The 14642-nt window shown below is 52.8% G+C and carries 6 protein-coding genes; 5 read left to right on the top strand and 1 reads right to left on the bottom strand.

The window, feature by feature from the left end; all coding sequences use genetic code 11:
- Positions 1–2 precede the first annotated feature (2 nt).
- The 4 genes from recC to recD all read left to right on the top strand — a co-directional run bounded on the left by recC (position 3) and on the right by recD (position 11786).
- Positions 3–3374 carry an exodeoxyribonuclease V subunit gamma gene (gene recC, locus PT300_14015; GenBank protein ID MDF7681639.1) on the top strand — a complete coding sequence of 1124 codons (3372 nt, stop codon included), beginning with the start codon at positions 3–5 and terminating at the stop codon, positions 3372–3374.
- Positions 3375–3527: 153 nt separating this feature from the next.
- Positions 3528–6422 carry a pitrilysin gene (gene ptrA / locus PT300_14010; protein ID MDF7681638.1) on the top strand — a complete coding sequence of 965 codons (2895 nt, stop codon included), beginning with the start codon at positions 3528–3530 and terminating at the stop codon, positions 6420–6422.
- Positions 6415–9957, top strand: a complete 3543-nt coding sequence (gene recB, locus PT300_14005; protein ID MDF7681637.1) for an exodeoxyribonuclease V subunit beta — start codon at positions 6415–6417, stop codon at positions 9955–9957. Before ptrA ends, recB begins: the two co-directional genes overlap by 8 nt.
- Positions 9954–11786: an exodeoxyribonuclease V subunit alpha gene (gene recD / locus PT300_14000; GenBank protein MDF7681636.1), complete on the top strand. Its 1833-nt coding sequence runs from the start codon at positions 9954–9956 to the stop codon at positions 11784–11786. The genes recB and recD overlap by 4 nt, the downstream gene beginning before the upstream one ends.
- A gap of 21 nt (positions 11787–11807) precedes the next feature.
- On the opposite strand, the gene argA is transcribed toward recD, so the two are convergent.
- Entirely contained in the window at positions 11808–13139 is a 1332-nt protein-coding gene (argA, locus tag PT300_13995) for an amino-acid N-acetyltransferase (GenBank protein ID MDF7681635.1), read from the bottom strand.
- 231 nt (positions 13140–13370) lie between these two features.
- On the opposite strand from argA, the gene PT300_13990 reads away from it, so the two are divergent.
- On the top strand, positions 13371–14624 hold the full coding sequence (locus PT300_13990; GenBank protein MDF7681634.1) for an N-acetylmuramoyl-L-alanine amidase: 1254 nt from the start codon (positions 13371–13373) through the stop codon (positions 14622–14624).
- Positions 14625–14642 lie beyond the last annotated feature (18 nt).

Here is a 14642-nt window from a genome sequence, read left to right as displayed (position 1 = left end):
ATATGTTAAGGGTGTACCACTCAAACCGTCTGGATGTTCTGGAAACATTGATGGCATACATTGTTGAAAACCAGCGGCTGGATGATCCTTTCAGTAGCGAAAAAGTGCTGGTACAAAGCAGCGGAATGGCACAATGGCTGCAGATAGCGCTGGCCAGCCATTTTGGTATTGCCGCAAATATTGAATTTCCCTTACCGGCAAGTTTCATCTGGCAGATGTTTACCCGCGTATTGCCGGATATCCCCGCTGAAAATGCGTTCAGTCAGCAGAGCATGAGCTGGAAATTGATGGCGCTTTTACCTCAGCATCTGGACGATGACGACTTTACTTCATTACGTCACTATCTGAATGATGATCGTGATCAGCGTAAACTTTTTCAGCTCGCGACCCGAATTGCCGACCTCTATGATCAGTACCTGGTTTATCGCCCGGAATGGCTGCTGCGCTGGCAGGCGGGTGAACGTGTGGCCGGGCTGGGAGACGCTCAGCGCTGGCAGGCACCATTATGGCAGTCACTGGTTGAATACAGTACCGACTCTGGGCAACCATGCTGGCATCGTGCTAATTTATACCAGCGTTTTATTCATACTCTTCAGGTGACCGATGCGCCACCACCAGGATTACCCGCACGGATCTTTGTTTGCGGTATTTCGGCGCTGCCCCCCCTTTACCTTCAGGTATTGCAGGCGTTGGGTAAGCATATTGATGTTTATATTTTATTGACCAATCCCTGTCGCTATTACTGGGGAGATATTAAAGATCCCGCTTTTCTGGCCAGATTGCTATCCCGTCAGCGTCGCCATCATCGTGAATCACGGGAAATCCCGCTGTTTCGTGATCTCAGCCAGGCCGCCGGGCTATTTAATGATGCCGGAGAACAGGAGATCGGCAATCCACTGCTGGCTTCGTGGGGTAAACCGGGGCGTGATTATATTTATCTGTTAGCCGGGCTGGAACACTATGAAGAGCTGGATGCCTTTGTCGATATCACGCCAGATAATCTGTTGCACACTTTGCAGGCAGATATTCTGGAACTGCGTAATGCCGCAGTAGCCGGGCGTAGTGCGGAAGAGTTTGCTCACAGTCGTCATAAACGCCCGCTGGCACCGGATGACCGTAGCCTGACCTTTCACGCCTGTCATAGTCCGCAACGTGAAGTTGAAGTATTACATGATCGACTATTGACGATCCTGGCGGAAAATCCTGAACTGACGCCGCGCGATATTATCGTCATGGTGGCGGATATTGATAGTTACAGCCCCTGTATTCAGGCGGTTTTCGGTAGCGCCCGTGGTGAACGCTGGCTACCGTGGACAATCTCTGACCGCCGCGCCAGTGAATCGCACCCGGTATTACAGACATTTATCACCCTGCTGGCGTTACCTGACAGTCGTTTTACCAGTGAGGACGTATTAGCACTGCTGGATATTCCGGCACTGGCGGCACGTTTTAACATTGATGAAGTCGGCTTGCGCTATCTGCGCCAGTGGGTCAATGAGTCCGGCATTCGCTGGGGAATGGATGATGATAATGTTCGGGAATGGGATCTTCCTGTCACCGGGCAACATACCTGGCGCTTTGGTCTGACACGGATGTTGCTGGGCTATGCGATGGACAGTCATCAGGGCGTGTGGCAATCGGTATTACCCTATGATGAATCCTGTGGGTTGATTGCTGAGCTGGCGGGCAATCTGGCGACATTATTGATGCAACTTAATATCTGGCGTCGTCAACTGTCAGCGGCGCGTCCACTGGCAGAATGGTTACCGGTATGTCGGGATTTACTCAATACTTTTTTTCTCCCTGATAGTGACACCGAAGCGGTACTGGCGCTTATCGAACAACAATGGCAGTCACTCATCGGTGAAGGTATCGAAGCACGATATCATCAGCCGATTGCGCTCTCTTTATTACGCGACGAACTGAACCAACGACTCAATCAGCAACGTATCAGTCCGCGTTTTTTCGCCGGACCAGTCAATATCTGTACCCTGATGCCGATGCGTTCTATTCCCTTCAAAGTCGTGTGTCTGTTAGGCATGAATGATGGCGTCTACCCACGTACGCAGTCGCCGCTGGGGTTTGATCTCATGAGCCACCAGCCACAGCGCGGTGATCGTAGCCGACGTGATGATGATCGCTATCTGTTCCTCGAAGCCCTGATGTCTGCTGAACAGCAACTCTATATCAGCTATATTGGTCGCTCAATTCAGGACAACAGCGAACGTTACCCCTCTGTGCTGGTACAGGAGTTGATGGATTATATTGGGCAGAGCTGTTATCTGAGCGGTGATGAAGCACTGGATTGTGATGCCAGTGAACAGCGGGTCAAGGCACATCTCACCCATCTGCATAGCCGAATGCCTTTCGATGCAGTCAATTTCCGTCACGATGAACACCAGAGTTACGCCAAAGAGTGGCTGCCCGCCGCCAGGCAGCAAGGAGAAGCCTGCCGTAATTTTATTCAGCCATTACCGGCACCGGTGATCGACACCTTACCACTGACACAACTATTGCGTTTCTGGCAACACCCGGTACGGGCCTTTTTTCAGCAGCGTTTACGGGTTAATTTTCTCGCTGATGGCGACGATATTCCCGATGATGAACCTTTTATCCTCGAAGGACTGAGTCGCTATAGGCTGAATCAACAATTACTGAATACTCTGATCGAACAACAGGATGCAGATTTAATGTATCGCCATTTCCGGGCGGCGGGAGCGTTGCCTTACGGTGCTTTTGGTGAACTGGCCTGGGAGGGGCAATATCAGGAAATGCAGGGGCTGGCTGAGCGGGTTATCGCCTGTCGTCAGCCCGCACAGAATCTGGAAATTGATCTGCAATGTCATGGTGTTAACATCACCGGCTGGCTACAACAGGTACAGGCTGATGGTCTGTTACGCTGGCAGCCTTCCCTGATCAAAGTCGCACAAGGAATCCAGTTATGGCTGGAGCATCTTATCTATTGCGCCAGTGGTGGCTGTGGCGAAAGTCGTCTGTTATTGCGTAACGAGGGAATATGGCGTTTCCCGTCACTGGCACAGGACCAGGCGCAAGAATATCTTGATCAGCTTGTCGCAGGCTATCTGCAGGGCATGTCCCGACCGCTATTATTTCTTCCTGAAAGTGGGGGCGCATGGCTCAAGGTGTGTTATGACGCTGAAAAAAAGAGCGTGTTAATGGATGAAGAAATACAACAAAAAGCGCGCAGTAAATTTCTTCAGGTGTATGAAGGCAATAAAATAGTCAGTGGTGAAGGGGATGATATCTGGTATCAACGCCTGTGGCGTACTCTGGAGCCTGATTATTATGATGAAATTATTGCACAAACACAGCATTACCTGTTACCGCTGTTTCGTTGTCAGCCAATGGAATAACAACCCGAACCACTGAAAATGAGTGACCCGGGCAGTTCGCTAACAGTATGAACAGAAAAGTATAAAAACAGGCTGTATTTCACCGCTGAAGAGGTATCGTGATCGTTAAGCTAACACGGTGAGCGCAACGTTGATTAATGATGAGGTTGGGGAATGTTTCGCAGTTTTTGCTTTAAAGTGATTGTCATCCTGGTGGTACTCTGGACACCACTGTGTCAGGCGATGACAGGATGGCAACCGATGCAGGAAACGATCCGTAAAAGCGATCGTGATCCCCGGCAGTATCAGGCTATTCGTCTGGATAATCAGATGGTGGTTCTGCTGGTGAGTGATCCTCAGGCGATAAAATCACTCTCCGCGCTGGCCGTTCCCGCAGGCTCATTACAGGACCCCCCTGAGCATCCTGGACTGGCGCATTTTCTCGAACATATGACGCTGATGGGCTCGCAACGGTATCCGCAGCCTGACAATCTGGCTGAATTTCTGAAGATGCATGGTGGTAGTTACAATGCCAGTACAGCACTGACCCGAACCGCATACTATCTGGAAGTTGAAAATGACGCGCTTAATGGCGCCGTTGACCGGCTGGCAGATGCCATTGCAGCCCCGTTGCTGGATAAAAAATATGTTGATTGTGAGCGTAACGCCGTCAATGCTGAGTTAACCATGGCACGTAGCCGTGATGGTATGCGTATGGCGCAGATCAGCGCCGAAACCATTAATCCCGCCCACCCGGCCGCGCATTTCGCTGGCGGAAACATCGAAACGCTGAGCGATAAACCCGGAATAACGCTGCTCGACGCCCTACATACCTTCCGCGATAACAGATACTCGGCGAATTTGATGAAAGCGGTCATTTACAGCAATAAACCATTGCCTGAACTGGCGGATATCGCGGCCAGCACCTATGGGCGAATCGTGAACCATCATCGCCGCACTGTACCCATTAGCACCCCCGTCGTAACGGAGGCGCAAAAAGGCATCATCATTCATTACGTACCGGTACTGCCCCGAAAAGCACTGCGTATTGAATTTCGGATTGCCAATAATAGTGCCGGTTTTCGCAGTAAGAGCGATGAGCTGGTAACTTATATGATCACTAACCGCACACCAGGCACCCTGGCGGACTGGTTGCAACAACAAGGACTGATTGAGGGACTGAGTGCTGACTCCGATCCCGATGTGACCGGTAACAGCGGGGTGCTGACCATTGCAGCCAGCCTTACCGATAAAGGAATGGCACAGCGCGATGACGTGGTTGCGGCGATCTTCGGTTATCTGGATATGTTGCGTGATCAGGGGATCGACAAACGCTATTTTGATGAACTCTCTCATGTGCTGGCGCTTGATTTTCGCTACCCATCGATCAACCGCAATATGAACTATGTTGAATGGCTGGCCGATACCCTGTTGCGTGTACCGGTAGAACATGTGCTGGATGTGGTGAATATTGCTGATCACTACGATCCGCAGGCGGTGACAGCACGGCTGGCGATGATGACCGCGCAAAATGCCCGCATCTGGTTTATCAGCCCTGATGAGCCACATAATAAAAAGGCTTATTTTGTCAATGCGCCCTATCAGGTTGATAAAATAAGTTCGCAGCGCTTTGCCGACTGGCAGCGTAAAGCACAGGCGGTACGGCTGACACTACCGCGACTGAATCCCTATATTCCTGATGATTTTTCTCTCGTTAACCAGCAAACCGCTGCTTCGTCCTCCCTTCCACGACTGATTGTCGATGAACCGACACTGCGGGTGGGTTACGCGCCGAGCCGCTGGTTTGCTCAGGAACCCAAAGCGAATATTTTGCTGTACCTGCATGATACCCAGGCGATGAACAGCGCCCGCCATCAGGTACTGTTCGCCCTGAATGATTATCTGGCTGGTCTCGCACTGGATCAGCTCGCCAGCCAGGCAGCGGTAGGGGGGATCAGCTTCTCAACCGCAGGCGATAACGGGCTGATAGTGAATGCCAGTGGTTACTCTCAGCGATTATCATCGCTGTTAATCGAAATGCTCAGGGCGTATTTCAGTTATACGCCGACAGAAGCGCAACTGGAGCAGGCTAAATCCTGGTATGCACGGATGCTGGATTCAGTGGATAACATCAAACCCTACGAACAGGCGATCAGGCCGGTTCAGTTGTTGTCACAGATACCTTATTTCCCGCGTCAGGCACGTCGTGAAGTGTTGTCATCTATTAGCCTGCAGGAGGTCATGACTTATCGTGAGCAGTTAAAAACCAGGGGACGCCCGGAATTGCTGGTGACCGGCAATCTGAGCGCACAGCAAGCCATCGCGCTTGGGCAGCAAATTCGCCAGCAATTCGCGACGGCGGGCAGCAATGCCGGTTATCGCGAGCGCGTCGTAATTGACCATAAACAACGGGCAATATTTGAAAAAACTGTCAACAGTACCGATTCAGCACTGGCTGCGGTGTTTGTTCCGCCAGGGGGGGATGAATTCAGCAGTGCTGCCGCCAGCGCCCTGCTTGGGCAGATAGTCCAGCCGTGGTTTTATAATCAGTTGCGCACCGAAGAACAGTTAGGCTACGCCGTCTTTTCTTTTCCGGTGAGTATCGGTGACCAGTGGGGGCTGGGGTTTGTGCTGCAAAGCAGTGATAAACAGCCAGCACAACTCTGGCCACGTTTTCAGGCTTTTTTCCCGACTGCTGAGGCGCGGTTACGGGCGATCAGTCCGGCGGCGTTTACGCAAATTCAGCAGGCAGTGATAAGCCAGATAATGCAGGCACCACAAACCCTCAACGAGGAAGCATCGCGATTTAGCAAAGACTTTTATCGGGGAAATATGCGTTTTGATTCACGCGATAAAATCGTGGCCCAAATCAGGCAACTGACAGTACAGAAACTGGCCGATATCTTTCATCAGATGGTGGTCGATCCACAAGGGATGACACTATTGTCACAGGTAGCGGGCAGTCAGCCGGATAAAGCGGCGTTTGTCGATGATCCGGCAGGCAAAACCTGGCAAACGATCAGCGCATTGCAACAATCTTTACCACGGGTACGAGAAAACAATGAGTGAAATCGCCAGAATACTGGAGCCGTTGCGTCTGCCCTTATCCGGTGAGTGCCTGATAGAAGCGTCAGCGGGGACGGGAAAAACGTTTACTATCGCTGCGCTCTATCTGCGGTTATTGCTGGGGTTAGGGGGGAATGCCGCTTTTTGCCGCATCGTCAATGTCGAAGAACTGCTGGTGGTGACTTTCACCGAAGCGGCGAAAGAAGAACTGCGTGGGCGTATTCGTAGCAATATTCATCAGTTACGGATTGCCTGCCTGCGGGGAGCGTCCAGTGATCCACTCTATACCGCGTTATTAGCTGAAGCGGGCGATAAAGATCAGGCGGCGGAAAGACTATTACTGGCAGAAAGGCAGATGGACGAAGCGGCAATATTGACGATCCACGGTTTCTGCCAGCGAATGCTGAACCTGAATGCCTTTGAATCGGGCATGTTGTTTGAGCAGCAACTTATTGAGGACGAATCCCGCCTGCGCTATCAGGCTTGTGCTGACTTCTGGCGTCGCCATTGCTATCCTCTGCCGCGTGAAATGGCAGCGGAAATCAACGCAGTATGGAAAGGCCCGCGCGATCTGCAAAAAACACTCGATCGCTGGCTGCAGGGTGAAATGCCACAGTTCAGAACCGCCCCTGATGAGGAGACCCTGGAGCAACGGCATCAGCGCATTATCGCCAGCATTGATACCCTCAAGGCGCAGTGGCGGCAACAGGTGGCAGACATTATTCCGGTGCTGGAAAATTCCGCCCTTGATCGAAGGAAATTTAATCGTGGTCATCAGGGAAAGTGGATTGATAAAATTAATCTCTGGGCCGGGGAGGAGACCCTGAGCTATCAGCTGCCGGAAGCACTGGAGAAATTTTCTCAGACTTTTTTATCCCAGCGCACCAAACCAGGCGGTGATGCGCCAGTGCATCCGTTATTCAGTGCGATAGAACAGCTGCTGGCATCCCCACTCACACTGACGGATCTGGTGATCGCTAAAGCACTGGTGGAAATTCGCGCGACGGTGGCAGAGGAGAAACGTCGCCGGGGTGAACTGGGGTTTGATGATATGCTCAGTCGGCTGGATCATGCGCTGCATAGCGAGCGTGGTGAGGCGCTGGCCGAGGCGATACGCCAGCGTTTCCCGGTAGCGATGATCGATGAATTTCAGGATACCGACCCGCAACAATACCGTATTTTTCGCCGCATCTGGCGACAACAGCCAGATACCGCACTGTTGCTGATTGGTGATCCCAAGCAGGCTATCTACGCTTTTCGTGGCGCAGATATCTTTACGTATATGAAAGCACGTAGTGATGTGCCCGCGCGCTATACCCTGGATACTAACTGGCGTTCAGCACCGGGCGTGGTGGCCAGTGTTAATCGTCTGTTTAGTCTCAGTGACAAGGCATTTATATTCGAGGAAATCCCTTTTTTGCCTGTCAAATCGGCGGCGAAAAATCAGGGGCTACGTTTTACGCTCCAGGGGCAGCCTGTCGCAGCGATGAAGATCGCCCTGATGCCCGGTGAGAGCGTGAGTGACCGGGAGTATCAGACGGTGATGGCGCAGTGGTGTGCGGCACAAATTCGCGACTGGCTCCGCGCCGGGCAACAGGGCACGGCACTGCTCTGGCGAGACGAACACGCCAGCCCGCTGCAGGCTTCTGATATCACTGTGCTGGTGCGTAACCGTCAGGAAGCGTCGCTGATCCGCGATGCGTTACGGGCACTGGCGATCCCATCGGTCTACCTCTCTGACCGCGATAGCGTATTTACGACTGCAGAAGCCCAGGAGATATTATGGTTACTCCAGGCGGTTCTGGCACCTGAGCGCGAAAATACGCTGCGCTGCGCGCTGGCGACCGCAATGCTGGGACTGAATGCCGGAGATATAGAACAGATCAATCAGGATGAACTGGCGTGGGAAGCACAGGTTGAGGCGTTCACCCGTTACCGGCAAATCTGGCAGCGGCGTGGTGTGATGCCGATGTTACGTACATTGCTCAGTGAGCGGCATATCGCGGAAAATTTGCTGGCGACAGCGGGAGGAGAGCGCCGCTTGACCGATATTTTGCATATCAGTGAATTATTACAGCAAGCGGCCAGCCAGCTTGAGAGTGAGCATGCGCTGGTGCGCTGGTTGTCACAACATATCGCTGAACCTGACAGTAACGCCGCCAGCCAGCAAATGCGTCTGGAGAGTGATAAACATCTGGTACAGATTGTGACGGTACATAAAGCGAAAGGACTGGAATACCCCTTAGTCTGGCTGCCGTTTATCGCTCGTTTTCGTCAGCAGGATCAGGCGTTTTATCATGATCGTCACTCGTTTGCCGCTACCCTTGACCTGAGCGAACAGCCTGATAGCCTGGCGCTGGCAGAGGCGGAACGGCTGGCAGAAGATCTACGTTTATTGTATGTCGCCCTGACCCGTGCTGTCTGGCACTGTAGCCTTGCTATCGCGCCGTTGAGCAAGCGGCGTAGTGATAAATCGACGGTGAGTGATTTTCATCACAGTGCGCTGGGGTATCTGCTCCAGAAAGGGGAAGCGCTGGATGCAGCCGGGCTGGCAGCCTGCATACAGGCGCTCTGTGACGATGATATTGCGCTGGAATCCCCGGCGATAACTGAAAAGACACCGTGGCAACCACCTCAGGAGGCATTACCCTCACTGAGTGCGCGGGTTCTGACCCGTCCGGTTGCCGATAGCTGGCGCGTCACCAGTTATTCCGGATTGCAACGTCGCAGCCATAGCCTGGCGCAGGATCTGTTACCGCATCTTGATCTTGATGCGACGGGTGTCGGCCCGGCAGAGGATAACCCACAGCTTACGCCACATCAGTTTCCCCGTGGTGCCTCGCCGGGCACGTTCCTCCATAGCCTGCTGGAAAGGCTTGATTTCAGCCAGCCACTGTCTACGGAGTGGGTAAGAGAACAACTCCAGGCTGCGGGCTTCTCTGCACAATGGGACACGGTATTGACACAATGGCTGAGCGATATATTACACACCCCATTACCGGGAGCAGGGATAGCGCTTCATCAACTGGCAGCGGGGGATAAACAATCGGAGATGGCTTTCTATTTGCCTGTTGATCAGCGACTGGAGCCGCAATGTCTGGATGCATTGACGCATCGCTACGATCCGCTGTCGTCTGCCTGTCCGGCGCTCGATTTTCACGACGTACACGGGATGCTAAAAGGGTTTATCGACCTTGTTTTTCGTTATGATGGCCGTTACTACCTGCTGGATTATAAATCAAACTGGCTGGGAGAGAGTCATGATGACTATAGCCAGCAGGCGATGGCTCAGGCGATGCGCACCCATCGCTATGATCTGCAATATCAGCTTTATAGCCTGGCGCTACATCGTTATCTGCGCCAGCGGATCGCTGACTATGATTATGAGCGTCATTTCGGTGGCGTGATTTATCTCTTTTTGCGCGGTATCGACGGTCAGAATGATGGTCATGGGATCTTTACGACACGTCCCGCTCAGGCATTAATCGATGGCCTGGATGGACTGTTTGCCGGGCAACAACAGGAACCGCACTTATGACGCTCGATGGATTATTATTTGAAGCGGTGAGCCAGCATATGTTACGTCCGTTAGACGTGCAGTTTGCGCTGATGGTCGCGCGCGATGGTCATCCGGCGGTCAAACTGGCGGCAGCGATACTGAGCCGTGATACCGGTGACGGTCACGTCTGTTTACCCCTTGCCCGTCTGTGCCGTACCGGGATGTCAGGCGAACCGTTGTATCAGCAAATGTGGCAGCAGGCGGGCGGTGTGGTGGAGTGGTCTGCGATATTGCTCTCTTCGCCCGCAGTCAGTAACGGGGAACGACCGACGCCGATGATCCTGCGGGCTGAACGGCTCTATCTGAATCGTATGTGGCGGCATGAGCTGGCGGTGGCGCACTTTTTTAATCAGCATAATCAGGCGCTGGCGATCGATGAAGCGCGTTTATCGGCGATCCTCGACCGGTTATTTCCTGCGGCGGAGGAAACTGACTGGCAAAAGGTTGCCGCTGCCGTCGCGCTGACCCAGCGGATTTCAGTCATCTCCGGTGGCCCCGGAACAGGGAAAACCACCACGGTTGCGCGATTGCTGGCGGCATGGCTTCAGTTAACCCCGGATAGTCGCTGCCGTATCCGCCTCGCAGCACCGACCGGCAAAGCAGCAGCAAGGCTGAGTGCTTCACTGGGTGAGGCATTGCATCATCTGTCATTAAGTGAGGCGCAAAAGGCACTGTTTCCCACCGAAGCCAGCACCCTGCATCGTTTACTGGGCGTGCAGCCGGGGAGCCAGCATGCGCGTTATCACTCTGCTAATCCGTTGCACCTCGATATGCTGGTGGTGGATGAAGCCTCGATGATTGATCTGCCGATGATGGCACGCTTGATTGATGCGCTGCCCCCCGAGAGCCAGGTGGTTTTCCTCGGTGATCGCGATCAGCTGGCTTCCGTTGAGGCGGGTGCAGTACTGGGTGATATTTGTGCCTGGCTGGCGGATGGCTATACCCCTTGTCGGGCGGCTCAGTTATCCCGGCTCACAGGCTACTCCCTGCCAGCTGGTGATGGCCAGATTGCCGCTACACTGCGTGACAGCTTGTGCTTGTTGCGAAAAAGTTATCGTTTTGGTGATAACTCCGGGATTGGTCATCTGGCACGGGCGGTAAACAGTGGTGATGGTCACGCGGTTAGTGTAACGCTGCAGCAGCCATTTGCCGATATCATCTGTCATAGCCTGAGCAGCCCGGAAGAGTACGCCATGATGCTCAGCCAGGTGCAGGCAGGATATGGCCATTATTTGCAACTGTTACAGCAGCGTGCCACACCGGCAGCACTCATTGCGGCATTCGCTGAGTTCCAGTTGTTATGTGCTTTGCGCGATGGTCCCTGGGGGGTGAGTGGGCTGAACCAACAGCTGGAGAAGCAGTTTCATCATCAGCGGATGATTACCTTACCAGGCGCGGGGCGCTGGTATCATGGACGTCCGGTGATGATATCGCGTAATGACAGTGCGCTGGGTTTATTTAATGGCGATATCGGCATTGCCCTGGAGCAGGAAAAACGCTTACGTGTCTGGTTTCCGATGGCTGACGGCAGCATCAAGTCAGTCTTACCGAGCCGTTTACCGGAGCATGATACCGCGTGGGCCATGACGGTGCATAAGTCGCAGGGATCTGAGTTTGACCATGTGGCCCTGATCCTGCCCGCTAAGCGTATGCCACTGGTGACACGTGAACTGGTTTATACCGCCGTGACACGAGCGAAGCAGCGACTATCACTCTATGCCGATAAGCAGATACTGAGCCAGGCGGTCGCCACCCGTACCGAGCGGCGTAGTGGGCTGGCGGCGATCTTCGCGCAAGACGAAAGGTGAAAAAGCCGCCCTCCGCCGCTGTCAGAGCAGATCGAGCATCAGTACCAGGGAGCGGCGCTGATAGTTGTACATCTTTTTCCTGCTTTCCGGCAGGTACTCTATCCCGACGGGAGTGAAACCGCGTTCCTGAAACCAGTGGATACTGCGGGTGGTGAGGACAAAAAGCTGGCGTAAGCCCCTCTGTTTTGCCTCTGCGATGATGTGATCCAGCAGTATCTCGCCGCGTGATGAGCGACGATAAGCCGGATGTACTGCCACGCAAGCCATTTCGCCGGTTTTTTCTTCAACAAAAGGATAGAGGGCGGCACAGGCGATGATCGTGTTATCGCGCTGAATCAGGGTAAATTTATCAATTTCCATCTCCAGTTGTTCGCGGGAGCGGCGCACCAGAATGCCTTGCTGCTCCAGCGGCTGGATTAATGCCAGGATCGCGCCAATATCATTAATTGTCGCCCGGCGGATCTGCTCGGCGCTTTCCATCACGATCTGCGTGCCCGTCCCTTCGCGTGAGAAAAGTTCTTCCAGTAACGCGCCATCTTGCTGATAACTGATAAGATGGCAGCGACGTACACCGCTGCGACAAGCTTTGATCGCTGCCTGCAGAAAACGCGCGGTACTGGCGTTTTCCTCTTTTTCTGTCGCCAGCGCTTCTGCGCGTGCTTGTGCCTCATCAGGGAATAATTCCGTCGCGAGGCGGCCATGCTGATCGTAAACTCCCTGCGCAGCGCAGAAGCCGATCATTTTTTCCGCTTTTAGCTGAATCGCCAGCTGGCTGGCGATCTCTTCTGAGGTCAGGTTAAAACTTTCACCGGTCACTGAAACCGCCACCGGCCCCAGCAGAACGATAGCGCCTGCAGCCAGCTGACGATGAATAGCTGTCTCATCAATACGGCGAATACGACCACTGTGGCAATAATCAATCCCCTCATCGACCCCCAGTGGTTGGGCAATAATAAAGTTACCGCTGACAACATTAATGTGCGCGCCCTGTAATGGGGTATTGCTCAACCCCATAGACAAGCGGGCGGTGATATCAAGTTGTAACATTCCGGCCACTTGCTTAACCAGTGCCAGTGTTTTCGCGTCCGTGATGCGGATTTTTTTATGATAAATCCCTTGCTGATGGTGTTGTGCCAGGCTGGCGTCAATCTGTGGCCGGGCACCATAGACCACCACGAGGTGGATACCCAGACTGTGTAACAGACCAATATCATTGACAATATTAGCGAAGTTTTGATGATTGATGGTTTCACCATCCAGCATAATGACGAACGTTTTACCCCGATGGGTATTGATATAAGGGACTGAGTGGCGAAATTCCTCCACCAGCCCACGATGCTGTTGTTGCGTCATAACATCACCCCTAATGAATTAATATTCATAATTAGTGTATTTTTATTCTCTAAATGTGTTCAGCGCAAGCATAGAATGGCGGTGAAACAGATAAAAACGGCGCAATAATAGAGATATCGTCAGAAATGTTTACCCTTTTATAGATGACAGCGCATGCAGCGTTGGCTAAATTTTTTAGTTAACCTATTGAGTAAAATTAGTTTTTATCAGATTTTGTGACTCAGGAGTGGCATGACAGAGTATAAGTTTGGATTAAGCCGCCGACTTTTTTTGCAGGGCGTAGGGGCGATAGGGCTATTGAGTGTCAGCCCGTTAGCATTCGCGGCTTTGGTGCAGGTGGTCGCGGTGCGTGTCTGGCCGTCATCAACCTATACGCGTATCACGATAGAGTCTAATCATGAACTGAAATTCAGACAGGTCACGGTCAGTGATCCAAAGCGGCTGATTATTGAGCTTCAGGAAGTCCAGCTCAACGCGGTGTTAAAAGGGATTGGAACACGGATTACCAGCAGTGATCCCTATATCAAATCGGTCTCTGCTCGTCAGTTTAATCCGCAAACGGTGCGACTGATATTTACGCTGAAACAGGATATTAAGCCCCAGCTTTTTGCTCTCGCACCGGTGGCGGGCTTTAAAGAACGATTGATCATGGATCTCTATCCGGCGATGGCGACCGATGTGCAGGACCCCCTGCTGGCGTTGCTGGAAGATTACAACAAAGGTAATCTTGAGCAGCCGCTCCCTCGTGCGCAAAGCGGGCCAAAACCCGGTAAAGCGGGCACGGATCGCCCGATCGTCATTATGATTGATCCCGGGCATGGCGGCGAAGATCATGGCGCTATAGGGAGTAATGGCACCCGGGAAAAGGATATCGTGTTGAAAATTGCCCGTCGATTACGTACGTTAATCAATAAAAACAGCAAAATGAAAGCGTATATGACCCGTAATCAGGATATCTTTGTGCCGTTAAAGGTCCGTGTTGCGAAGGCACAAAAACAGCGTGCCGACCTGTTTATCTCGATTCATGCGGATGCTTTCACTAACAACCAGCCCAGTGGCTCGACTGTGTTTGCCCTGTCAACCCAGGGGGCGACCAGTACGGCGGCGAAATATCTGGCGCAAACGCAGAATGCCGCTGATCTGGTCGGTGGGGTCAGTCCTAGCGGTGACCGTTATGTTGATCATACGATGTTCGATATGGTGCAGTCATTGACCATCGCTGATGGTATGAAGCTGGGCAAAGCGGTGCTGCAGAAAATGGCCAGGGTGAATAAGTTGCACAGTCCCCGTGTCGAGCAGGCGGGGTTTGCGGTACTTAAAGCGCCGGATATTCCCTCGATTCTGGTGGAAACCGCCTTTATCAGTAATATCGAAGAAGAGCGTAAACTGAAAACGGCGGCTTTTCAGCAGCAGATAGCCGAGTCGATACTGGCGGGGATTAAAACTTATTTTTCTGATAGCGTTACACGGGCAAGACGCCGGTAACCACTACAGGAGTCGGGG

This window comes from Enterobacteriaceae bacterium ESL0689, assembly GCA_029433525.1.
GTDB lineage: Bacteria > Pseudomonadota > Gammaproteobacteria > Enterobacterales > Enterobacteriaceae > JAQTIF01.
Note: the sequence above shows the minus strand (reverse complement) of the source record. Positions and strands in the feature narration are given on the sequence as shown.

Bases quoted from the DNA above. Each gene is read 5' to 3' on its own strand.
- recC (MDF7681639.1), top strand. From the start codon at position 3: ATGTTAAGGGTGTACCACTCAAACCGTCTGGATGTTCTGGAAACATTG.
- ptrA (MDF7681638.1), top strand. From the start codon at position 3,528: ATGTTTCGCAGTTTTTGCTTTAAAGTGATTGTCATCCTGGTGGTACTC.
- recB (MDF7681637.1), top strand. From the start codon at position 6,415: ATGAGTGAAATCGCCAGAATACTGGAGCCGTTGCGTCTGCCCTTATCC.
- recD (MDF7681636.1), top strand. From the start codon at position 9,954: ATGACGCTCGATGGATTATTATTTGAAGCGGTGAGCCAGCATATGTTA.
- argA (MDF7681635.1), bottom strand. From the start codon at position 13,139: ATGACGCAACAACAGCATCGTGGGCTGGTGGAGGAATTTCGCCACTCA.
- PT300_13990 (MDF7681634.1), top strand. From the start codon at position 13,371: ATGACAGAGTATAAGTTTGGATTAAGCCGCCGACTTTTTTTGCAGGGC.